This window comes from Serratia sp. HNCC26DJ206, assembly GCF_057180605.1.
Genome location: NZ_JBXUGP010000007.1, coordinates 99,153 through 120,666, shown reverse-complemented (window position 1 = coordinate 120,666; position 21,514 = coordinate 99,153). Strand labels below are relative to the sequence as shown.

Genomic DNA, 21,514 nt, shown 5'->3' with positions numbered 1-21,514 from the left:
ATGATCAAACAAAGGACATTAAAACGTATTATTCAGGCGACTGGTGTCGGTTTGCATACCGGCAAAAAAGTCACGCTGATAATGCGCCCAGCGCCGGCTAATACCGGGGTCATCTATCGTCGCACTGACTTGAATCCACCGGTTGACTTCCCGGCTGATGCAAAATCCGTGCGTGATACCATGCTCTGTACTTGCTTGGTTAATGAGCATGACGTGCGTATTTCTACCGTTGAGCATCTCAATGCTGCCTTGGCGGGTTTAGGTATCGACAACATCATTATTGAAGTTGACGCTGCTGAAATCCCCATCATGGACGGTAGTGCCAGCCCGTTTGTTTTCCTGTTGCTGGATGCCGGCATCGAAGAGCTGAACTCAGCGAAGAAATTCCTGCGTTTGAAAGAGACAGTGCGCGTTGAAGATGGCGATAAATGGGCCGAGTTGTCCCCACATAATGGGTTCCGCTTGGATTTCACTATCGACTTCAACCACCCGGCGATTGATGCCAGTACACAACGATATCGCCTTGATTTCTCGGCCGATTCGTTCGTGCGTCAAATCAGCCGTGCGCGTACTTTTGGCTTCATGCGTGATATCGAGTACCTGCAATCCCGTGGCTTGGCCTTGGGCGGCAGTTTTGATTGCGCGATTGTGGTAGACGACTACCGAGTTCTCAACGAAGACGGCCTGCGCTTTGAAGATGAATTCGTACGCCACAAAATGCTGGATGCCATCGGTGACCTGTTCATGTGCGGCCATAACATCATTGGCGCGTTTACCGCGTACAAATCGGGTCATGCGCTGAACAATAAACTGCTGCAGGCGGTTCTGGCGAAGCAGGAAGCTTGGGAATACGTGACATTCCAAGATGAAGAAGAAATGCCATTGGCATTCAAAGCTCCTTCCATGGTTTTGGCGTAAAACTCATACTGCTGTTATTTATCACGACTGGTAGCGTTGGCTCTCTCTCCTGCCAACGATGCCAGTCGTTCTAATACTTTCCGCAATTTTTCTGGGCTACGTGCCGCTAATCCTCGTAATTCATCCGCGCTTTCCTGGCTCAAGTGACGCAATGGTGCGCTTGGTTGTTTATTTTCTGTCGTTTGGGCCGCACTTTGCACCTGGTTGTTGCCTTTTGCCATCAAGGCTGGATTAATCCTGATGTCGATTGACGACAATGATGGTAGAATTTGCGCTCGTAGTGCGGATAGCAGGCTGGGTTGTTCATAGCGTAAGCGCATCATCCAACTGGCATTAGCGGTTTCCAGCACTAAAACACCCTGTCTGAAGTTAGCGACACGGCACCATGGGTGCAACTGAGCAGGCAACAGGCCTCTCACTGCACGGTTGAGTTTCAGTAGCGCCACGGCGCGTTGCTGAACGTTATGCAGCGGCCCTTTCTCTGCTGCAGATGCGTCGTCGAACAGGACATCTAATAATTGTGGACGGCTATCGCGCATAATGGGCTCCGGCGGATTATAAACTTGTGATCGGTATTCTAAATCGTTGGCGACAATTTGGCAGACGTTATTTCTGGCCCCATCTCCTGTTAGGGATGGTCGCGGCCACGCTTGGCGTACCCCAAAATCTGTCCGGCACGTCCGATCAAACCGCATTGCCGAGCACCTCATCCAGCCTTAACCGCCAGAATTCGGCCAGTAACGCTTTTAATAGCCTGGCGTTACTGCAGGAAGTGCATCGTCGTCCAACGTTTGGCGTTGATTACTGGCACCAGCATGCGCTTCGTACCGTCATTCGTCACCTCTCTTTTGCTCTTGCCCCGCAGGCAGTCTATGCGCGAGTGCAGGAAACGGAGAGCGATGCCGTTGAACCCCCTTTGCAGGTGGCGCAATTGGCGTTGCTCTCCACGCTCAATGCGTTGCTGACGCATGAGCCGAAACCACCGACCATCATTCGTGATACTAATCATCCCGTTGTCCCTTCTTTGGCGCAGCATCAGGCCGGGCTGTGGCTCGCTCAGGTGCAGGGTATCCGCGCTGGGCCTAGCGTCCTCAGCTGATTCTTGCCCTTCGGGCAACAAAAACCAACGAAACAATAGCGAGTTGACGGCCGATATCGCGTCGTCGCGTAAGAGATATTAAGAATCATGTTAAACAGATTATTGACCAAAGTTTTTGGCAGCAGCAACGATCGTACCCTGCGCCGTATGCGTAAATCAGTTGAGGCGATCAACCGTCTAGAGCCGGACATGGAAAAACTGTCCGACAGCGAATTACAGGCCAAGACTAACGAATTCCGTGAGCGCCTGAAGAATGGCGAAGTATTGGAAAGCCTGATCCCAGAAGCGTTCGCCGTGGTGCGTGAAGCCAGTAAGCGTGTGTTCGGCATGCGTCACTTCGATGTGCAGTTACTGGGCGGCATGGTGCTGAATGACCGTTGTATCGCCGAGATGCGTACCGGTGAAGGTAAAACCCTGACGGCGACCTTGCCTGCTTACCTGAATGCCCTGAGTGGCCGCGGTGTGCACGTGGTTACCGTCAACGACTATCTGGCACAGCGTGATGCCGAAAACAACCGTCCGCTGTTCGAATTCCTTGGCCTGAGCGTAGGTATCAACCTGCCGAATATGCCAGCTCCGGCCAAGCGTGAAGCTTATGCCGCAGATATCACTTACGGTACCAACAACGAATACGGTTTTGACTACCTGCGCGACAACATGGCGTTCAGCCCGGAAGAGCGTGTGCAGCGCAAACTGCACTATGCGCTGGTGGATGAGGTTGACTCCATCCTGATCGATGAAGCGCGTACTCCGCTGATTATCTCCGGCCCGGCCGAAGACAGCTCAGAGATGTATATTCGCGTTAACAAGCTGATCCCACAACTGATCCGTCAGGAAAAAGAAGACTCTGATAGCTTCCAGGGCGAAGGCCACTTTTCGGTGGATGAGAAAGCGCGTCAGGTTCACCTGACAGAACGCGGTCTGATCCTGATCGAAGAGATGCTGGTTGGTGCCAACATTATGGAAGAAGGCGAATCGCTGTACTCGCCAACCAACATCATGCTGATGCATCACGTTACCGCCGCGCTGCGTGCCCACGTGCTGTTCACCCGTGACGTCGACTACATCGTTAAAGACGGCGAAGTGATCATTGTTGATGAACACACCGGCCGTACTATGCAGGGCCGCCGCTGGTCTGATGGTTTGCATCAGGCGGTGGAAGCCAAAGAAGGCGTGGAAATTCAGAACGAAAACCAGACGCTGGCTTCGATTACTTTCCAGAACTACTTCCGTCTGTATGAGAAATTGGCCGGTATGACCGGTACTGCCGATACCGAAGCGTTTGAATTCAGCTCGATCTACAAGCTGGATACTATCGTTGTGCCGACTAACCGCCCAATGATCCGTAAAGATATGCCGGATCTGGTCTACATGACCGAAAAAGAGAAGATCGATGCGATCATTGAAGATATTCGCGAACGTACCACTAACGGTCAGCCGGTGCTGGTCGGTACGATCTCGATTGAAAAATCAGAAGTGGTTTCTCGTGAGCTGACCAAGGCAGGCATTGAGCACAAAGTGCTGAACGCCAAATTCCACGCCATGGAAGCCGACATCGTGGCCAATGCGGGCCAGACGGCGGCGGTGACCATCGCGACCAACATGGCAGGCCGTGGTACGGACATCGTGCTGGGCGGCAGCTGGCAGTCCGAAATCGCGCAGTTGGAAGAGCCGACCGAAGAGCAGATCGCGGCGATCAAAGACGCGTGGCAAATCCGCCATGATGCGGTGTTGGCTGCTGGTGGTTTGCATATTATCGGTACCGAGCGCCATGAATCACGCCGTATCGATAACCAGCTGCGTGGTCGTTCCGGTCGCCAGGGGGATGCTGGTTCTTCCCGCTTCTATCTGTCGATGGAAGATGCACTGATGCGTATTTTTGCCTCGGATCGCGTATCCGGCATGATGCGTAAATTGGGTATGAAAGATGGCGAGGCCATTGAGCACCCATGGGTGACTAAAGCGATTGCCAACGCGCAGCGCAAGGTTGAAAGCCGTAACTTCGATATTCGTAAGCAACTGCTGGAATATGACGATGTAGCGAACGATCAACGTCGGGCGATCTACAGCCAGCGTAACGAACTGCTGGATGTGTCGGACGTGAGCGAAACCATTAACAGCATCCGTGAAGACGTCTTCAAAACCACCATTGATAGCTACATTCCGCCGCAGTCGCTGGAAGAAATGTGGGATGTTAAGGGGTTAGAAGAACGCCTGAAAAACGATTTCGATCTGGATATGCCAGTCGCCGAATGGCTGGACAAAGAGCCGCAACTGCACGAAGAAACATTGCGTGAACGTATTCTGGAGAAAGCGAAGGAAGATTACCTGCGCAAAGAAGACGTTGTCGGTGCTGAGATGATGCGTAACTTCGAGAAGGGCGTGATGCTGCAAACGCTGGACTCCCTGTGGAAAGAGCATCTGGCGGCCATGGATTATCTGCGCCAAGGGATCCATCTGCGCGGTTATGCGCAAAAAGATCCTAAGCAGGAATACAAACGTGAATCCTTCAACATGTTTGGCACCATGCTGGAATCACTGAAGTATGAAGTGATCAGCGTACTGAGCAAGGTTCAGGTACGTATGCCGGAAGAGGTTGAAGCTCTGGAGTTGCAGCGTCGTGAAGAGGCCGCACGTCTGGCGCGTCAGCAACAGCTGAGCCATCAGGAAGAAAACGCCTTGGCCATGGAAGATCCGAATGCACCTGAGATCGCTGAGCGTAAAGTGGGCCGTAACGATCCTTGCCCATGTGGTTCCGGCAAGAAATACAAACAGTGTCATGGCCGCTTGCAAAAGTAAGCGGGCAGTAGCGAGTCACTAAACATAGGGGGTTCAGCTTGCTGAACCTCTTTTTTATACGCCAAGAGCGGGAGAATGCGATGAAGCACCTGAACATCGCCGTAGGCATTATTCGTAACCCACAGCAGGAAATTTTTATCACGCGCCGTGCTGCCGATTCGCATATGGCGGGTTTTTGGGAGTTCCCCGGTGGCAAGATTGAGCTGGGGGAAACACCGGAACAGGCATTACGTCGTGAATTGCTGGAAGAAACCGGGATTGATGCACATCAGGTAGCGTTGCTGGAAGTGTTGGAGCATCGTTTCACCGATCGGATCGTAACGCTGAATTTCTATTTGGTGGAAGGTTGGACGGGTGAACCTTATGGTCGTGAAGGCCAGCCGATGCGCTGGGTTAAGCAGGCCCATTTGCGTGAGGACGAATTCCCGGAAGCCAACGCCAGTATCATCAATCTATTGATTACGCAGGCCAGTGCGGCACAATGATTTTTTCGGCCTGGCAATGCCAGGCCGCTATTATGGCAGACGCTTAACGCTCGTCTTCCTCACTCCAGTCTTCCGTATCTGATAGATCGCCGCGACTTGGAATGCGTTTTTCTTCATCGGCCCATTCGCCGAGATCGATCAGTTGGCAACGCTTGCAGCAGAATGGGCGATAAGGGCTGACTTCTCCCCAAACCACACCTTTGCCGCAGGTTGGGCACTTCACTACGGTCGTCATATTTTTCCTTACCTCCCTCAATAGGCGAAAGTTTTATTGCAGTGTCTTAACAGCAGGCCAGTTCAAAGTTCAAACGCTCTGGCACCATGCCGTTTTCGCTATCTAGCGGTAGGAAGCGGATGGCATAACGCGTTTTGTGACCGGAAATCTGTGGGTAGAGCTGGTAAGCCAAATCGATATTTAAGCGTAACAGATCTGCCCCTTCCGCGTTGTCCTGAAAGAAACCGTTCAAACTGATTTGGTTACGAAATGCCCCGGCCTGACGCACCAGATCCAATACCATGGTCAGTGCCTGATGCAGTGGTTCCAGCGTTTCCAACCAGGCGGCAACGTCGGCATCACGTTCATATTGGGCAATGTGCATCCACATGTGCAGCGTCGGTAAATCAAAACTGCAACAGCCACCTGGAATACTCAGGCGCTGGCGTACCAGACTGATCAGGCGATCTTCACGCAGTGCCTGGCCCATACGCGGGGCAGACATTAATGATGCTGCCCGTGCTTTCAACTGACTGCGCAACTGATTGACCCGCGACATGTCTACGCCAGGGCGTTCGGCCCATTGCAGCAGTTTTTGCTGTTGGCGTTCCAGCTCTTTTAATAGTTCGGTACGGACTTCGCCCCGTTCCAAAACGTCCAACAGGTCGGCGACGGTACGGAAAAAAGTCAGGGCAATGGCGGTTTCGCTTAATGCTCTTTGTCCATGCAGTTGCTGCAGTAAAAACTCGATTCGCAGCCAGGTACGCATTTTTTCATTTAACGGGTGTTCAAAGAGAACGGTTAGGGAAGCGTCACTCATTCAGTGTAATCCTGTCGGGTCGCTGGCATTGCCAGCTCAAGATAGCGTTGATGCAGTGCGGCTACACAAGGCTCAATTCCCTGAGCTGTGCCGCTATTGTCAATAACGTCGTCGGCAACCGCCAAGCGCTGTTCACGCGTGGCCTGTGCAGACAAAATGTCCTGTGCCTGTTGGTGGCTGATACCGTCACGGGCGATAGTTCTGGCGAGCTGCGTCTCTGGATCAACATCGACAACCAAAACGCGATCGGCACGATCCTGCAGATGGTTTTCCACCAGTAACGGTACTACCCAAAGCGCATAGGGGCCGTTGATCGCTGCCAATTGACGCCGTGTTTCCTGATGAATCAGCGGATGCAGTAGCTGGTTAAGCCAGGTTTTTTCGTCAGGATGACTGAAGATACGCTGGCGCAAGGCCGAACGGTTGAGTGAACCATCGGCTAGCAACATTTCATTACCAAAATGTGCAGAAATAGCCGCTAATGCAGGGCTTCCTGGTTCAACAACCTGACGGGCGATCACGTCAGCATCAACGATGGCCACGCCGAGACGCGCAAAAGCGTCTGCAATGGTCGACTTGCCGCTGCCGATACCGCCTGTCAATGCAACAATGTAGGCCATGGTATGGGAAACATCCTGATATTCACAAAAAAATAATAAACGAATCATAAAGCGATCGCGCAGAAGTGCAAGCTAGCGCGCATAGTTTGCCCTGCATCACAGGATATCACTCCGCCAGAGGGGGAAAGGGGCGAAGAAAGTGAGGCAGGAATCACATTGCAGTGTCGTAGGTAAATTTATGGGATTGTAGCGTAAATAAAGGCGAAATCGCAGTCTTGCCGAGCGATTATTAGTGCGTATGATAGCGTCACTGGAACTGGCATTAATTTACCCGTCGCCTTTCAAGCCGCAGCGTTGTTGGTTGCGCTTGCCCACTCCAGTCACTTACTTAAGTAAGCTCCTGAGGATGGACAAGCTGGCCGCCTGGCTGCAACTTGAAATTCATAGGGTATAGGTTCGAATATTCCCCTGCGATCCGTCGCCAAAAACCAGGAAATGATTAGTCATGCGTATTGAAGAAGATTTGAAGTTGGGCTTTAAAGATGTGTTGATCCGCCCAAAGCGCTCCACGCTGAAAAGCCGCTCAGAAGTTGAACTGGAACGCCAGTTTACCTTCAAACATTCAGGTTGGAACTGGTCCGGTGTGCCGATTATTGCCGCCAATATGGACACGGTTGGAACCTTCCGCATGGCTGAGGCTCTGGCATCTTTCAATATCCTCACTGCTGTCCATAAACACTACACCGTTGAACAATGGGCTGAGTTTGTGCAGCGCGTGCCGGAATCCACACTGCGCCATGTGATGGTGTCTACGGGCACTTCTGAAGCTGACTTTGTGAAAATGAAGCAGATTCTGGCTTTATCCTCTGCGCTGAAATTTATCTGCATCGACGTAGCCAACGGCTACTCCGAGCACTTTGTTGCCTTCCTGCGAAAAGCGCGCGAAGCCTGCCCTAATCATGTGATTTGTGCGGGTAACGTGGTCACCGGTGAAATGGTGGAAGAACTGATCCTGTCGGGCGCGGATATTATCAAAGTGGGGATCGGCCCTGGCTCGGTCTGTACTACTCGTGTGAAAACTGGCGTGGGTTATCCGCAGCTTTCTGCTGTGATCGAGTGTGCCGATGCGGCACACGGCCTGGGTGGCCAGATTGTCAGTGACGGCGGTTGTTCTTCGCCGGGCGACGTTGCTAAAGCTTTCGGCGGCGGCGCAGACTTTGTGATGCTCGGCGGCATGCTGGCGGGCCACGATGAATGCGAAGGCGCCATTGTGGAAGAAAACGGCGAAAAATTCATGCTGTTCTATGGCATGAGTTCTGAATCTGCGATGAAACGCCACGTAGGTGGTGTTGCCGGATACCGTGCGGCAGAAGGTAAAACCGTCAGGTTGCCACTGCGTGGTGAAGTTGAGTTTACCGTGCGCGATATCTTGGGTGGCCTGCGTTCTGCCTGTACTTATGTCGGTGCAGAGCGCTTGAAAGAGCTGACCAAGCGCACAACTTTTATCCGCGTTGCGGAGCAGGAAAATCGCGTTTTCGGCAGTAAATAAGCCCCAACAACCCTCTTTAAACCCGGTTAACGCCGGGTTTTTTATTTCTGCATTACCCCAGCACGTTCCCCAGTTGGAAAATGGGTAAATACATGGCGATGACTAATGCACCGACAATGCCGCCTACCACCATCATCAACATGGGTTCCAGCGTTTGCGCCAACGTATCAGCGAGTTCGTGAGTCTGTTGTTCATGCCAGAGTGCCAGTTTCCCTAAAAGAGTATCCAGAGTGCCGGATTCCTCCCCAACCCGAACCAGTTGCTGGCATAGGGAAGGGAACAGCACCTGGTGGGCTAAGGCACTGTGGAAAGGATGCCCTTGCGCCAACTGTTGTTGAATAGTTTCCAGCGCCTGGCGATAAAACAAATTGCCTACCGACAGCGTGGCGGCATGCAACCCTTCGACCAGCGTCAGACCCGCCTGTTGGGTCATGGTCAGTATGCGGAATATCTGGCTAAGACAGTTACCTTTTATCAGCGAAGAAATCAGCGGAATGCGCAGCAGAGCCGCCTGTTCACGCTGTTGCCAATCAGGCAACGGATGCAGCCAGCGCAGATAAAATCCTATCAGTGACGCCAGGATCACCAGCAGATAAGGCCCAGAACCGATCAGCAGCGCAGAGAGATTCAGCAACCCTTGGGTAAACCAGGGGAGTGGCGCATTAAATGATTGGTATACCTTGGCAAACTCCGGCAGCACCATAACCAGCATCAGCATACTGACCAATATGGCCACCACGCAGATAAACAGCGGGTAGCGTAAGGCTTTCGCTACTTTTTTCTGTAGTTTTTGCTGGGCCTCCTGCTGCTGTGCCAACTGTAGGCAGCAGCGATCAAGATTGCCAGTCAACTCACCGATAGCAATCAGTTGGCGATAGATCAACGGGAACACGGCCTGCTGTTCGGTAATCACTTCGGAAAAGGGTTGCCCTTGCGCCACTTTGTTACTGATTTCCAACAGCAAACAGCGCCAGGCCGCTGACTGATGCTCTTTTGCCAGCAGTTGTAAGCTGTTCACCAGCGGCAGCCCAGCCTGTAACAACGTGGCCAATTGCCGGGTAAATTGGATCATCGGTTCACCGCGCCAGAGACGTGGGGCAATGCGTTTTCCAGCGCTGATTTGATAAGGTTGTAGCCCTTGCTCCAGCAGTTGCTGATAGACCTGATTTTTATCATCGACCATCAATTCCCCCTGGCGGATCCCGCCGTGAGAATCGATAGCCTGCCACAGATACAGGCGGCGTGTTTTCATGTTATCGCCTCGCTGTCCGTTGCTACTCCAACGACGCGGTACACCTCCTCCAGAGAGGTCACTCCCTCTGCCGCTAGCGTTAAACCGGCTTGCAGCAGCGTGACTTGCCCCTGCTGTTGCGCGATGTTTGCCAGTTGAGTGGCCGAGGCATTCTGCAACAGCGCGTTTTGTACTTCAGGCGTGATGGTCAGCAGTTCGTAGAGGCCAATGCGGCCGTAATAGCCACCAAAGCAATGTTCACAGCCTGTGGCATTCCAGGGGATCAAGGGTTCAGGCCACAGATTTACCGGGAAGCGCAGAGGCTCGCTTTGCGGATAACGACAGTGCGAGCATAAACGCCGTACCAACCGCTGAGCGATGATCAGTTTCAGGCAGGCCGCCAGCAGATAACCAGGGATACCCATTTGGGTCAGGCGAGTCAGGGTTTCGCTGGTGGAGTTGGTATGCAAAGTAGAAAGCACCAAGTGCCCGGTTTGCGCCGCTTTTACGGCGATCTCGGCGGTTTCTCTATCACGGATCTCGCCGATCATGATGACATCAGGATCCTGGCGCAGCAGGGCCCGCAGTACGCGAGCAAAATCGAGGTCGGTTTTGCTGTTGATCTGAGTCTGGTTGATACCAAACACTGGGATCTCGATGGGATCTTCCACGCTGCACAGATTGCTCTGTACATCATTCAGCTGTCGCAGGCCGCTGTATAGCGTAACGGTTTTGCCACTGCCGGTGGGGCCGGTCACCAGTATCATGCCTTGCGGGCTGGCAAGGGCATTGGCATACAGCCCAAGCGCTTTCGAGTTCATGCCGAGCTGGTCGAGAAGCAACTCCTGACGATCGGTTTGCAAGATCCTCAACACCACTTTTTCGCCATACAGCGTCGGCAAAGTTGAAATGCGCATTGAGAAGCTGGCGTTGTCCAACTGCACGCTAAGTTGACCATCCTGCGGCAGACGGCGCTCCGCGATATCCAACTGCCCCATGATTTTCAGCCTGGCGGTAATGCGCGCAGCGAGAGGAAACGGTGGAGAAATAATGGCCTGCAACACGCCATCAATCCTTAACCGGACGCGAAACGTCTGTTGGTAAGGTTCAAAGTGTACGTCAGAAGCCCGCCGCTGGATGGCGTTGCGCAGGGTCTGATTGATAAATTGCACCACCGGTGTATCACTGTCGTCGTTAAGCGAAGGTGTACTCTCTTCTAAAGCTTCTTGCGGTGGTGCGCTATCGGGTGATTGCCACTGATTCTGCGCCTGTTGCAGGCGAGCGAGAGGCCATTGCTCAACCACGATGCTTTTGCCAGCGGCAAAACGCAGCGCTTGCACCAGAGTGGGTGAGATCTCGCCGTGCAGGGCGATCGTCAGTTGCTGTGGGTCTTCGCTGAGCGCCAGCGCCTGATAGCGGCGGCACAGTGCGTGGATTTCATCGCTGATGCTCATTTCGGCTGCCCTCACTCAGCCGCATCATCAAAGCGGAAAACTTCCTGGCAGGTTTCCTGTAGGTTACTGTCACTGCTGCTGCATTGGCGCGTCCAGCGAATAAGGCCGGAAGGGTCTTGTACCGGTGTCAGCGTGGTGGTCAGCCCCTGCAAGCTTTGCGTACCGGTCAGGCTGATTGCCCCTTGGTTGACCTCAATTTTACTGACATAGCGCGATGTCGTACCGGAGGGGATGCCTTTGCTGCCTGCGTTACAGCCGGTTGGACTGCCGTTTTCCAGTGAGCAGAGTTCGACTGCCATCTTGTAAGGCGTCATGGCTTGCAACATGTCGGTCATGGCCGCTTTCTGGATATAGCGTTGATAAGCGGGAATGCCGATAGCGCTCAGTATGGCGATAATCGCAATCACAATCATTAATTCGACCAAGGTAAAGCCGCGTTGTGTTTCCATCTGTTGTTTCCTCCCAATAAACGTGGAGGCAACGTTAAAGCGCCGTGCGGCAGGTGGCGAGTGGGTGATTGCAATTGTGCGTAGGTTTTCCACCGCAAAGTGTTTATGTTGCGGGCGGTTGAAAAATAATGCGGGGTGTTTCGCAAATCAGGGGGAGAAAACCGCCTCTCTACGGCAGCAAAGAGGCGGTTTATGAGAAAGGATTATTTAAAACGCATCGATAAATCGAGAGCGGTGACGTGCTTGGTCAATGCTCCAACTGAGATGTAATCCACGCCGGTTTCGGCGTATTCCCGCAGTGTTTGAGCGGTGACGTTACCGGAGACCTCAAGCTGCGTTCTCCCCTGCGCCAAGGCCACGGCAGCGCGCATCATCTCAACGCTGAAATTATCCAGCATCACGATGTCGGCACCGGCATCCAGCGCCTGTTGTAGTTCGTCCAGCGATTCAACTTCTACTTCCACCGGAACGTCGGCGTGCAGCCAGAAGGCTTTCTCCACCGCGTTTTTAATCGAACCCGAGGCAATGATATGGTTTTCCTTGATCAGGAACGCGTCAGACAGGCCCAGGCGATGATTGCTGCCGCCGCCGCACAGAACGGCATATTTTAGCGCGGTACGCAGGCCAGGCAGCGTTTTACGCGTATCCAAAAGGCGGGTTTGCGTATCTTTAAGCAATTCAACGTAGTGACTGACTGCGGTAGCGACACCGGAAAGCGTCTGGACAAAATTCAGCGCGGTACGTTCCCCGGTCAGCAAGATACGCGCCGGGCCGCTCAGATGGCACAGGGGTTGGTTGGGTACCAGACGATCGCCGTCTTCCACCAACCATTCTACTTTCACCTGATTGCCCAATTGAATAAACACTTCACTCAGCCAGCGACGGCCACAGAAAATGCCCGTTTCGCGGGTAATAATAGTGGCTTCAGCCTGTTTATCTGCCGGGAGTAACTGCGCCGTAATATCGCGCTCGGCATCCACTTCGCCACCCAGATCTTCTCTCAGCGCTTGGGCAACGGTGTAGGGAATATCACTTTCAATACGTTCAAGCAGCGCGGTACGGCGACTGTCGGCACTGTAGCGGCGTGTCGGCATAGAAAACTCCTGAATGGACAGTAGGTTTGTAAGCGATCATGCTACTCTGTTGCAGGATCAAGTACCACTGCGGAGAGATGTCTGATGCTGTTGCAATGGGGTGGGAACCCGGTGTGAAAGGTGGTCTGATATCTCTGGAAAATACGTTCAGCAAAGATAAACGAAGGAGAGGATTAGCTAATGACGCTGTTTACGCTGTTACTGGTACTGGCGTGGGAACGTCTATTTAAACTGGGTGAGCACTGGCAGTTAGATCATCGCCTTGAGGTGGTGTTTCAGCGCTTGCATCGGGTTTCGCTGGCGCAGACGCTGGCTATGGCCATTATCTGGATGGCGGTGATCGGGGGCATTCTGTGGCTGGCTAAGGGGCTGTTTTTCGGCGTAGTGGTGCTGCTGCTGTGGATCCTGATTGGGCTGTTGTGCGTGGGGGCGGGCATCAAACGTAAGCATTACCGGGCCTATTTGAACGCTGCACGTCAGGGGGATGAGCACGCCAGCGATCAGATGGCGGAAGAACTGGCATTGATCCATGGCCTCCCGGTTGGCGGCAGCAAAGAAGAGCGGCTGCGTGGGCTGCAAAATGCGTTGCTGTGGATTAACTATCGCTATTATCTGGCTCCTCTGTTCTGGTTTGTGGTGTGTGGGCCCTATGGGCCGATTGCGCTGGCAGGGTATGCTTTTCTGCGCGCTTATCAGACTTGGCTGGCGCGGCACCAGACGCCGCTGGAGCGTTCTCAGGCAGGTATCGATTTTCTGCTGCACTGGTTGGACTGGATCCCGGTTCGGCTGGCTGGGGTGGCGTATGCGCTACTCGGGCATGGTGAAAGAGCGTTGCCCGCGTGGTTTGCATCGCTGGGCGATCGTCATACGTCGCAATATCAGGTGCTGACGCGTTTGGCCCAGTTCTCTTTGGCGCGCGATCCGCACAGCGATCCGGTGCAGACACCTCGGGCAGCGGTAACGCTGGCGCGGAAGGTGACCATGATTATCCTGGTGGTGGTGGCGTTGCTGACGATCTACGGTACGCTGGTCTAAACCATCGTGCGGGGATAACGCGGGCGCAGAATGCGCCCGCGAAGGTTTTTACAGCTTGGCGAAGCAGCGGCGAGCGGCGTCGACGGTGCGCTGAATGTCTTCATCGCTGTGCGCAACCGACATAAACCCAGCTTCGAATGCCGACGGTGCCAGATAAATCCCTTCATCCAGCATCAAGTGGAAGAAGCGCTTGAAGCGTTCAACATCACACTGCATCACGTCTTGGTAGCGGGTAACGGCTGGTGCGTCGGTAAAGAACAGGCCGAACATACCGCCGACATGATTGACGACAAACGGAATGTTTTCGGCTTTTGCTGCTGCCAGCAGGCCTGTCGCCAGTTTGTCGGTCAGTTCGGTCAGCGTCTGGTGGATGCCTACCTGTGAAACCTCGGTCAGACAGGCGAAGCCTGCCGCCATGGCAATCGGGTTACCAGACAGCGTTCCCGCCTGATAAACCGGCCCGGTGGGTGCCAATGCGGCCATCACGTCACGACGCCCACCGAACGCCCCGACCGGCATGCCCCCGCCGATGATTTTGCCCAGGCAGGTCAGATCTGGCACCACATTGTAATAACTCTGTGCCCCCGCCAGTGCGACGCGGAACCCGGTCATCACTTCGTCGATAATCAGCAGTGCGCCGTATTGATCACACAATGCACGCAAGCCCGGCAAGAATTCTGGCAGCGGCGGGATGCAGTTCATGTTGCCTGCTACCGGTTCAACGATGATACAGGCGATCTCCGTTGGGTATTGCTCAAACGCGCTACGCACTGACTCAAGATCGTTATAGGTGCAGGTCAGGGTGTGCTTGGCGAAATCGGCCGGTACGCCCGGTGAGTTTGGCTGGCCCAAGGTCAGGGCACCTGAACCGGCTTTTACCAGCAGGCAGTCGGCATGGCCGTGGTAGCAGCCTTCGAACTTGATGATTTTGTCACGGTGGGTGTAGCCGCGTGCCAGACGGATAGCGCTCATGGTGGCTTCCGTACCGGAATTCACCATGCGCACCATATCCATGGTCGGCACCAGTTCGGTCACCAACTGCGCCATCTTGACTTCCATTTCAGTTGGCGCACCAAAGCTCAGGCCGCGCTGTGCCGCTTCGATCACCGCATTGCGGATCGCCGGATGGTTGTGCCCCAGCACCATCGGGCCCCAGGAACCGACGTAATCGATATAGGCTTTGCCGTCGGCATCAAAAAGATAAGCACCATCAGCGCGTTCGATAAACAGCGGTGTGCCACCAACACCGGTGAATGCACGCACCGGAGAGTTAACCCCGCCGGGGATTAACTGCTGCGCTTGGGCATACAGACTTTCGGACTTGCTGTGTAAGCTCATAAATCGGCTCCTGGATTTTCATTTGAAGGATTTGACCGCGCTATTCTAGTGGAGTGCGCTGCGTTATGAAACGATCGTAGTCAGATACCTATTGATAGGGTAAAAGCAGGTTGCTCAGTTTCTGGGCGGTAATCTATTGTATTCCTGGTTATTGGCCTGCACATTATGCCAACGGGCTTGGGTTGTGGCAGAGAAAACAAGCAAATAAAATGCAACAAATGCGGTGAATACTTGAACGTAACACTCAGGTATTAGATAATCAAAGGCATTAATCAGGCTGCCATGGTAGCAACCTGATGTGGAACAATGTTGGGAGTAAAGAGTATGAGTGATGAAACAGCACTGCCCCTGCAATTTACCGAGGCAGCAGCAAGCAAGGTTAAGTTCCTGATTGCTGACGAAGAAAATCCAAACCTGAAGTTGCGGGTTTACATTACCGGTGGCGGTTGCAGCGGATTCCAATACGGCTTCACTTTTGATGACAAGATCAACGACGGTGACATGACCATTGAGAAACAGGGCGTTGCGCTGGTGGTTGATCCGATGAGCCTGCAATATCTGGTGGGTGGTTCGGTGGATTACACCGAAGGGCTGGAAGGGTCGCGCTTTGTGGTGACTAACCCGAATGCTAAAACCACCTGCGGCTGTGGGTCTTCATTCAGTATCTGATCCCCTCGCCGTCAGAAAACCCGCCAACCATAAACGGTTCGCGGGTTTTTTTATTACTTTTCGAGGATAAAGGCGGGTAACTTCAGGTGCCAGCGAATGGCGGCCAAACGGATACCCAGCGTGATCGCCATACCCAGCATCATGGCCTGTTGCAGCGGCATGCCGAAAGTGTAGAACGCGGTGGTATGCACGATCCCGCCCACAATACAGGCGGTGGCGTAGACCTCGGTGCGCAGGATCATCGGGATCTCACGAGCCAGTACGTCGCGGATAATCCCGCCGCCCACGCCGGTAATCACGCCCATACAAACGGCCACCAGCGGGCTGGTGCCAGCAGCTAGCGCTTTATTGACGCCAATGCCAACGAATACCGCCAGCCCAACCGCATCCAGCACCGGCAGGATCCATTTCGGCAAGCGACGCGGCTGGCGCACCAGCAGCAGCGTCAGCACGCAGGTGACCATTGCCACCACCAGATCGGTCGGATCTTGCACCCAGAATACCGGCCCGTTAGCCAGAGCCATATCCCGAATGGTTCCTCCGCCCACCGCGGTTACCACGCCCAGCACCAGTACGCCGAACGGATCCATGCGTAATTTGCCAGCCAGCAATACGCCGGAGATGGCAAACACCGCCGTACCGAGAATATCCAGCCAAAAAACCAGCATTATTTGATCTCCGCCAGTTGGTTACAGAGTTCCTGCGCCGCCAGCATAATGCGTGGCCCGGCACGGTTGAACCAGTCTTCATTCAGCGCAACGATCGGGACTGCCAACTGCGGAGCCCAGAAAGCCTTCACGCTGGCGATCTGCTTTTCGCCACCGGTAATGACGATCGCCTGCGGTTGGCGCGTCAGCACCTGTTCGCGGCTGATCTGCGGCCACGGCACGCGGCTGTCGGCAAAAATATTTTCCGCGCCGCACAGCGCAAGCACCTGGCTTTGCAATGTGGCTGCGGAAGCGGTGAACAACGGTTGAGTGCCAAACTGCAACAATACGCGTCTTGGTTGGTTATCGGCATATTGGGCTGTCAGCGTAGCCATTTTCTGGCGAATGCTTTCTGCGGCCTGATGCGCCTGTTCTGGATGCGGGCTGTACTGTGCCAACGCATCCAGCGACTTTGCGATGTCGTCGATATTTTTGGCATCGGCGTAGAAGATCGGGATGCCGAATGAGGCAAGCTGATCCAACAATCGCTGCGGATTACCCCCACGCCACGCTAGGATCAGATCTGGCTTCAGCGCCAGTATCCGCTCCAGATTGATGCCTTGCCAGGAAGCGACCTGTTCCAGCTTTTTTGCTTCCGGCGGATAATCCGAATAGGCGCTCACCGCTACCAGCGTTTCACCCATGCCAGCAGCATAAGCGAGCTCCGTGGTGCTTGGAGCCAGGCTGATTACGCGCTGAGCCGCGCTGGCTGGCAGGGCAAAACATAATGCCAGCAGCCATAACAGGGCCTTCACATTAACCGCGCTTGGCCAGAGTTTGCAGCATGGCGTTGACCATCATTGACGACTGTTTGGCGGCCACCGTCAGGAATTCGTCGAAGCTCATGTGTGATTGCTGATCGGCCACGTCGGAAATCGCGCGCACCACCACGAAAGGCGTGCCGAACTGGTGGCAGACATGGCCCACGGCGGCGGCTTCCATTTCAACTGCGGCAACGGTTGGGAAGGTGGCGCGGATGCGTGCCAGCGGTTCAGCGCCGTTGATGAACGCATCACCGCTGCAAATCAGGCCGCGCACGGCATTCAGATCAAGCTGTTTGATGCAGCTTTCCGCCAGGGTGATCAGTTCGTCGTTGGCAACAAAGGCGGGCGGGCAACCGGCCATCTGGCCCGGTTGGTAACCAAAGGCGGTGACGTCAGCATCGTGATAACGCACTTCTTCAGAAATCACGATATCACCCACTTTCAGCGTTGATGCCAGGCCACCGGCGGAACCGGTGTTGATCACCACATCGGGCTGGCAATGTTCCAGCAGCAGCGTAGTGCCCAATGCCGCCGCGACTTTACCGATCCCCGATTTCAGCAGTGCAACATCTACCCCGCCGATCTGGCCGGTATAGATTTCACAGCCAGCACGTTGAATGGTCTGACGGTTTTCAATTTGCGCGCGCAGCAGGGTAACTTCTTCTTCCATGGCGCCGATGATGCCTACTTTCATAAATAACACTCGCTGATTGGGTGTGGAAATTGCGGCATAGTCTATCATGGCTCTGAGAGAATACCGTTGCATCTGCTGCCGGGAATTGTTATCACGGAGGGAATGCTCAACGTTGGGAGAAACAGATGTCCGGGATCGACTTTAAGCAGAAGATCAGCTTCCAGCGGCCATTCAGCAAGCCGATTGAAGCCGAAGAAGAGTACGACATCGTCCGGCAGTTTGAGAGCGATCGCGGGCGTATCGTCAATTCCGCGGCGATCCGCCGTTTGCAGCAAAAAACACAGGTGTTCCCGCTGGAACGCAACGCCGCAGTGCGTAGCCGCTTGACCCATTCGATGGAAGTGCAGCAGGTGGGGCGGCATATTGCCAAAGAGATCCTCAACCGTTTCAAACAGGACCAGCGTATTGATACGCTCGGCCTGACCAAACTGCTCGATCCGTTTGAAAGCATTGTGGAAATGGCCTGCCTGATGCACGACATTGGTAATCCGCCCTTTGGTCATTTCGGTGAATCGGCGATTAACGACTGGTTCCGCCAGCGTCTCGATCCGGCCAACTGCGGCAGCGAGCCCAGTAGCCATGAACGTTGTCTGGTTGATGTGCTGCGCTTGCGTGACGGGGAGAGCGATCTGAACCGGCTGCGCAGTCGCATCCGTCAGGATCTCAGCCATTTCGAAGGCAATGCTCAGGCGATCCGGCTGGTGTATACCTTGCTGAAGCTGAACCTGACCTATGCGCAAGTCGGCTGTATCCTGAAATATACCCGCCCGGCCTATTGGGCGAGCGACATCCCGGCCAGCCACAGTTACCTGATGAAAAAGCCGGGTTTTTATCTGGCGGAAGAAGCCTTTGTCGATCGTTTACGGCGCGAATTGAATATGGGGGAATTCGATCGCTTCCCTCTGACTTATATTATGGAAGCCGCTGATGATATTTCTTATTGCGTGGCCGATCTGGAAGATGCGGTGGAAAAAAACATTTTTACCGTCGAGCAATTGTATCAACATTTAACGCAGGAATGGGGTGAGGTTGCTCCTGGGGATCTGTTTGATAAAACCATCGCCAGTGCATTCCGTAAAATCGATCGCGGCGGCGCGCGCCGAAGTTCAGAAGATCAATTCTTTATGTACCTGCGGGTATTCACCGTGGCACGTTTGGTGCCGCATGCCGCACAGCGTTTTATCGATAATCTGGACGCGGTTTTTCACGGCCACTTTAACGGCGCGCTGCTGGGAGATTCCGGCCCGGTGTATAAATTATTGGAAATCTTTAAAAACGTGGCCTTCAAGCATGTATTCAATCACCCAGAGGTGGAGCAGCTTGAACTGCAAGGCTACCGGGTGATCAGCGGCCTGCTGGATATCTATAGCCCCTTGCTGGCGATGTCGCTGGCGGATTTCAGCCAGTTGGTACGGGATGATAGCCACCGGGCATTCCCGATCGAAACGCGGTTGTTCCACAAGCTTTCCACCAAACATCGGCTGGCTTACATGGAAGCGGTAGAGGGCTTGCAGCATCTTTCTGCCGAGCAACAGGCGATCAGAGAATATTATTTCCGCGCACGGTTATTGCAGGATTATATCAGCGGAATGACCGATCTTTATGCCTATGATGAATATCGTCGCTTAATGGCAGCAGAATAATATACCCGTCATACTTCAAGTTGCTTGGGTGTTGGCTGCCTTCGTTCACCCCAGTCACTTACCTGAGTAAGCTCCTGGGGATTATGAGCCTCAGAGAGGCTCACCCTGCGGGCCAGCGCAAGCGCTGTTCAAATCGGTCTTTGACCGATTTGTCATTCAGTTGCCGCCTACAAGCAACTCGAATTATTTTGGGTATAAACTCACTACGAAATGTCTTATTTTATCGTTGTCATGGCCAGTTCGACGTATTATTTCGAGTTTTGTAAAGACGGACAATATTTATTTACTATTAGCCACCGCTCAGGGCCGGAACTTCGGTGTTTTAATAGGCTCTGAATAGACACAAATTCGCAGTATTTCTTGAACGACTTTAAAGAGACTCACAGATGAAAAAAACCGCATTAGCTTTAAGCGCCCTGGCATTCAGCATTGGTATGGCAATGGGGCCGGTAGTGGCTGCCAACGCCGCAGAAACGGCATCTGCTTCCCCTAGTATGCAGCAATTGCCGAGCTTGGCCCCGATGCTGGAAAAAGTCATGCCTTCCGTGGTGAGCATTAACGTTGAAGGCAGCACTCCGGTGAGTTCACAACAGAGAATGCCGCAACAGTTCCAGCAGTTCTTTGGTGAAGATTCACCGTTCTGCCAGGATGGTTCACCGTTCCAGGGGTCACCGATGTGTCAGGGCGGCCAAGGTGGCCCTGGTGGCGATCAGGGCACCAAGGAAACCTTTAAGGCTCTGGGTTCCGGTGTCATCATCGATGCCGCCAAAGGGTATGTGGTAACCAACAACCACGTGGTAGATAACGCCAGCAAGATCCAGGTGCAGTTGAGCGATGGCCGCCGCTTTGAAGCTAAAGTGATCGGCAAGGATCCGCGCTCCGATATCGCGCTGATCCAACTGAAAGAGGCCAAAAACCTGACGGCCATCAAGATGGCAGATTCCGAGCAATTGCGTGTGGGTGACTACACCGTGGCGATCGGTAACCCGTATGGCCTGGGGGAAACGGTGACTTCCGGTATCGTTTCTGCGCTGGGGCGTAGCGGCTTGAATATCGAAAACTACGAGAACTTTATCCAGACCGACGCGGCAATTAACCGTGGTAACTCTGGCGGTGCGCTGGTGAACCTGAACGGTGAACTGATTGGTATCAACACCGCGATTCTGGCACCGGACGGTGGCAACATCGGTATCGGCTTTGCAATCCCAAGCAATATGGTGAAAAACCTGACGGCGCAAATGGTGGAATTCGGCCAGGTGAAACGCGGCGAGTTGGGGATCATGGGGACGGAACTGAACTCCGAACTGGCGCAGGCGATGAAAGTTGATGCTCAGCGTGGTGCGTTCATCAGCCAGGTGATGCCGAAGTCTTCCGCTGAGAAAGCCGGTATCAAGGCGGGTGATGTGATCGTAACTCTGAACGGTAAAGCGATTTCCAGCTTCGCTTCGTTCCGTGCAGAAATCGGCACCCTGCCAATTGGCACCAAAATGTCGCTGGGCCTGATCCGTGACGGCAAACCGTTGACGGTTGAACTGACGCTGGAACAAAGCAGTCAGGCTCAGGTTGAATCCGGCAATATCTATACCGGTATCGAAGGGGCTGAACTGAGCAACGGCACCGGCCCTCAGAAAGGGGTGAAAGTGGACAATGTGAAGGCTGGCAGTGCTGCGGCGCGCATTGGCCTGAAGAAAGGTGACCTGATCCTCGGTGTGAACCAGCAGCCGGTAGAGAACCTGGGTGAATTACGTAAAATCCTCGACAGTAAACCTTCGGTGCTGGCGCTGAACATCCAACGTGGCGACTCGACGCTGTATCTGCTGATGCAGTAAGACTTTCTCGTTACCACACAGGGCACGCTACGGTGTGCCTTTTTTATGCGGCTAAATTGTGAGTCGCAGCACAATTAACATCATGTTTAAACCGTATTCGTGCATATGCACAATGTTCAGGGGCAGGTGCCCCGGTATGCTGGCTGCCTGTGTAATATCCGAT

Annotated in this window: 21 protein-coding genes; 9 read left to right on the top strand and 12 right to left on the bottom strand. The window is 53.8% G+C overall.

All coding sequences use genetic code 11. From position 1 onward, the window contains the following. Positions 1–918, top strand: a complete 918-nt coding sequence (gene lpxC / locus AC2A1E_RS06635) for a UDP-3-O-acyl-N-acetylglucosamine deacetylase (RefSeq protein ID WP_459401305.1) — start codon at positions 1–3, stop codon at positions 916–918. Positions 919–932: 14 nt separating this feature from the next. Here lpxC and AC2A1E_RS06630 read toward each other — a convergent pair whose 3' ends face one another. Then, positions 933–1,457, bottom strand: a complete 525-nt coding sequence (locus AC2A1E_RS06630; protein WP_484383098.1) for a DUF721 domain-containing protein — start codon at positions 1,455–1,457, stop codon at positions 933–935. Between the two features lie 26 nt (positions 1,458–1,483). Between AC2A1E_RS06630 and secM the strand changes: the two genes are divergently transcribed. The 3 genes from secM (at position 1,484) to mutT (ending at position 5,301) form a co-directional block, all read left to right on the top strand. Further along, positions 1,484–2,017 (top strand): secA translation cis-regulator SecM, encoded by a 534-nt coding sequence (gene secM / locus AC2A1E_RS06625; RefSeq protein WP_484383097.1) that lies wholly within the window; start codon positions 1,484–1,486, stop codon positions 2,015–2,017. Positions 2,018–2,104: 87 nt separating this feature from the next. Next, entirely contained in the window at positions 2,105–4,816 is a 2,712-nt protein-coding gene (secA, locus tag AC2A1E_RS06620) for a preprotein translocase subunit SecA (RefSeq protein WP_484383096.1), read from the top strand. A gap of 80 nt (positions 4,817–4,896) precedes the next feature. Further along, the gene (mutT, locus tag AC2A1E_RS06615; protein ID WP_484383095.1) at positions 4,897–5,301 is read left to right on the top strand and encodes an 8-oxo-dGTP diphosphatase MutT; all 405 of its coding nucleotides are present in this window, start codon (positions 4,897–4,899) and stop codon (positions 5,299–5,301) included. A gap of 43 nt (positions 5,302–5,344) precedes the next feature. On the opposite strand, the gene yacG is transcribed toward mutT, so the two are convergent. The 3 genes from yacG to coaE are packed head-to-tail and all read right to left on the bottom strand — an operon-like array spanning position 5,345 to position 6,955. Further along, complete coding sequence (gene yacG / locus AC2A1E_RS06610; RefSeq protein ID WP_459401310.1) at positions 5,345–5,536, bottom strand: DNA gyrase inhibitor YacG; 192 nt, start codon at positions 5,534–5,536, stop codon at positions 5,345–5,347. A 46-nt stretch (positions 5,537–5,582) separates the two neighbouring features. Next, the gene (gene zapD / locus AC2A1E_RS06605; RefSeq protein WP_484383094.1) at positions 5,583–6,335 is read right to left on the bottom strand and encodes a cell division protein ZapD; all 753 of its coding nucleotides are present in this window, start codon (positions 6,333–6,335) and stop codon (positions 5,583–5,585) included. After that, positions 6,332–6,955, bottom strand: coding sequence for a dephospho-CoA kinase (coaE, locus tag AC2A1E_RS06600; protein WP_484383093.1), 624 nt, complete (start codon positions 6,953–6,955; stop codon positions 6,332–6,334). Before coaE ends, zapD begins: the two co-directional genes overlap by 4 nt. A 445-nt stretch (positions 6,956–7,400) precedes the next feature. On the opposite strand from coaE, the gene AC2A1E_RS06595 reads away from it, so the two are divergent. Further along, entirely contained in the window at positions 7,401–8,444 is a 1,044-nt protein-coding gene (locus AC2A1E_RS06595) for a GMP reductase (RefSeq protein WP_484383092.1), read from the top strand. A gap of 52 nt (positions 8,445–8,496) precedes the next feature. Here AC2A1E_RS06595 and hofC read toward each other — a convergent pair whose 3' ends face one another. From hofC to nadC, 4 genes are all read right to left on the bottom strand, one after another. After that, positions 8,497–9,696: a protein transport protein HofC gene (gene hofC / locus AC2A1E_RS06590; RefSeq protein WP_484383091.1), complete on the bottom strand. Its 1,200-nt coding sequence runs from the start codon at positions 9,694–9,696 to the stop codon at positions 8,497–8,499. Next, positions 9,693–11,129, bottom strand: a complete 1,437-nt coding sequence (gspE, locus tag AC2A1E_RS06585; RefSeq protein WP_484383090.1) for a type II secretion system protein GspE — start codon at positions 11,127–11,129, stop codon at positions 9,693–9,695. The genes hofC and gspE overlap by 4 nt, the downstream gene beginning before the upstream one ends. A gap of 11 nt (positions 11,130–11,140) precedes the next feature. Further along, the gene (ppdD, locus tag AC2A1E_RS06580; RefSeq protein ID WP_484383089.1) at positions 11,141–11,578 is read right to left on the bottom strand and encodes a prepilin peptidase-dependent pilin; all 438 of its coding nucleotides are present in this window, start codon (positions 11,576–11,578) and stop codon (positions 11,141–11,143) included. A gap of 203 nt (positions 11,579–11,781) precedes the next feature. Continuing rightward, positions 11,782–12,672, bottom strand: coding sequence for a carboxylating nicotinate-nucleotide diphosphorylase (gene nadC / locus AC2A1E_RS06575; RefSeq protein WP_484383088.1), 891 nt, complete (start codon positions 12,670–12,672; stop codon positions 11,782–11,784). 180 nt (positions 12,673–12,852) lie between these two features. Here nadC and ampE point away from each other — a divergent pair, with 180 nt between their 5' ends. After that, positions 12,853–13,707, top strand: a complete 855-nt coding sequence (gene ampE / locus AC2A1E_RS06570; RefSeq protein WP_484383087.1) for a beta-lactamase regulator AmpE — start codon at positions 12,853–12,855, stop codon at positions 13,705–13,707. A gap of 48 nt (positions 13,708–13,755) precedes the next feature. Here the strand turns inward: ampE and hemL are convergent, their stop codons facing one another. Further along, positions 13,756–15,045 carry a glutamate-1-semialdehyde 2,1-aminomutase gene (hemL, locus tag AC2A1E_RS06565; RefSeq protein ID WP_484383086.1) on the bottom strand — a complete coding sequence of 430 codons (1,290 nt, stop codon included), beginning with the start codon at positions 15,043–15,045 and terminating at the stop codon, positions 13,756–13,758. A 324-nt stretch (positions 15,046–15,369) separates the two neighbouring features. Between hemL and erpA the strand changes: the two genes are divergently transcribed. Further along, a complete protein-coding gene (gene erpA / locus AC2A1E_RS06560) occupies positions 15,370–15,714 on the top strand; it encodes an iron-sulfur cluster insertion protein ErpA (RefSeq protein WP_234588914.1) in 345 nt (114 codons plus the stop codon). A 53-nt stretch (positions 15,715–15,767) separates the two neighbouring features. Here erpA and AC2A1E_RS06555 read toward each other — a convergent pair whose 3' ends face one another. Genes AC2A1E_RS06555 through mtnN form a run of 3 tightly spaced genes read right to left on the bottom strand, consistent with a single transcriptional unit; the run spans position 15,768 to position 17,879 of the window. Then, the gene (locus tag AC2A1E_RS06555) at positions 15,768–16,382 is read right to left on the bottom strand and encodes a TRIC cation channel family protein (protein ID WP_459401320.1); all 615 of its coding nucleotides are present in this window, start codon (positions 16,380–16,382) and stop codon (positions 15,768–15,770) included. Beyond that, positions 16,382–17,176 (bottom strand): vitamin B12 ABC transporter substrate-binding protein BtuF, encoded by a 795-nt coding sequence (gene btuF / locus AC2A1E_RS06550; protein ID WP_484383085.1) that lies wholly within the window; start codon positions 17,174–17,176, stop codon positions 16,382–16,384. The genes AC2A1E_RS06555 and btuF overlap by 1 nt, the downstream gene beginning before the upstream one ends. A 1-nt stretch (position 17,177) precedes the next feature. Beyond that, positions 17,178–17,879, bottom strand: coding sequence for a 5'-methylthioadenosine/S-adenosylhomocysteine nucleosidase (mtnN, locus tag AC2A1E_RS06545; protein ID WP_484383084.1), 702 nt, complete (start codon positions 17,877–17,879; stop codon positions 17,178–17,180). A gap of 125 nt (positions 17,880–18,004) precedes the next feature. On the opposite strand from mtnN, the gene dgt reads away from it, so the two are divergent. Next, positions 18,005–19,522 carry a dGTPase gene (gene dgt, locus AC2A1E_RS06540; RefSeq protein ID WP_484383083.1) on the top strand — a complete coding sequence of 506 codons (1,518 nt, stop codon included), beginning with the start codon at positions 18,005–18,007 and terminating at the stop codon, positions 19,520–19,522. A gap of 386 nt (positions 19,523–19,908) precedes the next feature. After that, a complete protein-coding gene (gene degP / locus AC2A1E_RS06535; protein ID WP_484383082.1) occupies positions 19,909–21,351 on the top strand; it encodes a serine endoprotease DegP in 1,443 nt (480 codons plus the stop codon). Positions 21,352–21,514 lie beyond the last annotated feature (163 nt).

What these genes read in the sequence shown, in the direction of transcription:
- ampE (WP_484383087.1), top strand. Translation starts at nt 12,853, where the DNA reads ATGACGCTGTTTACGCTGTTACTGGTACTGGCGTGGGAACGTCTATTT.
- zapD (WP_484383094.1), bottom strand. Translation starts at nt 6,335, where the DNA reads ATGAGTGACGCTTCCCTAACCGTTCTCTTTGAACACCCGTTAAATGAA.
- AC2A1E_RS06630 (WP_484383098.1), bottom strand. Translation starts at nt 1,457, where the DNA reads ATGCGCGATAGCCGTCCACAATTATTAGATGTCCTGTTCGACGACGCA.
- erpA (WP_234588914.1), top strand. Translation starts at nt 15,370, where the DNA reads ATGAGTGATGAAACAGCACTGCCCCTGCAATTTACCGAGGCAGCAGCA.
- yacG (WP_459401310.1), bottom strand. Translation starts at nt 5,536, where the DNA reads ATGACGACCGTAGTGAAGTGCCCAACCTGCGGCAAAGGTGTGGTTTGG.
- hemL (WP_484383086.1), bottom strand. Translation starts at nt 15,045, where the DNA reads ATGAGCTTACACAGCAAGTCCGAAAGTCTGTATGCCCAAGCGCAGCAG.
- lpxC (WP_459401305.1), top strand. Translation starts at nt 1, where the DNA reads ATGATCAAACAAAGGACATTAAAACGTATTATTCAGGCGACTGGTGTC.
- nadC (WP_484383088.1), bottom strand. Translation starts at nt 12,672, where the DNA reads ATGCCGACACGCCGCTACAGTGCCGACAGTCGCCGTACCGCGCTGCTT.
- secA (WP_484383096.1), top strand. Translation starts at nt 2,105, where the DNA reads ATGTTAAACAGATTATTGACCAAAGTTTTTGGCAGCAGCAACGATCGT.
- mutT (WP_484383095.1), top strand. Translation starts at nt 4,897, where the DNA reads ATGAAGCACCTGAACATCGCCGTAGGCATTATTCGTAACCCACAGCAG.
- hofC (WP_484383091.1), bottom strand. Translation starts at nt 9,696, where the DNA reads ATGAAAACACGCCGCCTGTATCTGTGGCAGGCTATCGATTCTCACGGC.
- dgt (WP_484383083.1), top strand. Translation starts at nt 18,005, where the DNA reads ATGTCCGGGATCGACTTTAAGCAGAAGATCAGCTTCCAGCGGCCATTC.
- mtnN (WP_484383084.1), bottom strand. Translation starts at nt 17,879, where the DNA reads ATGAAAGTAGGCATCATCGGCGCCATGGAAGAAGAAGTTACCCTGCTG.
- ppdD (WP_484383089.1), bottom strand. Translation starts at nt 11,578, where the DNA reads ATGGAAACACAACGCGGCTTTACCTTGGTCGAATTAATGATTGTGATT.
- degP (WP_484383082.1), top strand. Translation starts at nt 19,909, where the DNA reads ATGAAAAAAACCGCATTAGCTTTAAGCGCCCTGGCATTCAGCATTGGT.
- AC2A1E_RS06555 (WP_459401320.1), bottom strand. Translation starts at nt 16,382, where the DNA reads ATGCTGGTTTTTTGGCTGGATATTCTCGGTACGGCGGTGTTTGCCATC.
- gspE (WP_484383090.1), bottom strand. Translation starts at nt 11,129, where the DNA reads ATGAGCATCAGCGATGAAATCCACGCACTGTGCCGCCGCTATCAGGCG.
- AC2A1E_RS06595 (WP_484383092.1), top strand. Translation starts at nt 7,401, where the DNA reads ATGCGTATTGAAGAAGATTTGAAGTTGGGCTTTAAAGATGTGTTGATC.
- coaE (WP_484383093.1), bottom strand. Translation starts at nt 6,955, where the DNA reads ATGGCCTACATTGTTGCATTGACAGGCGGTATCGGCAGCGGCAAGTCG.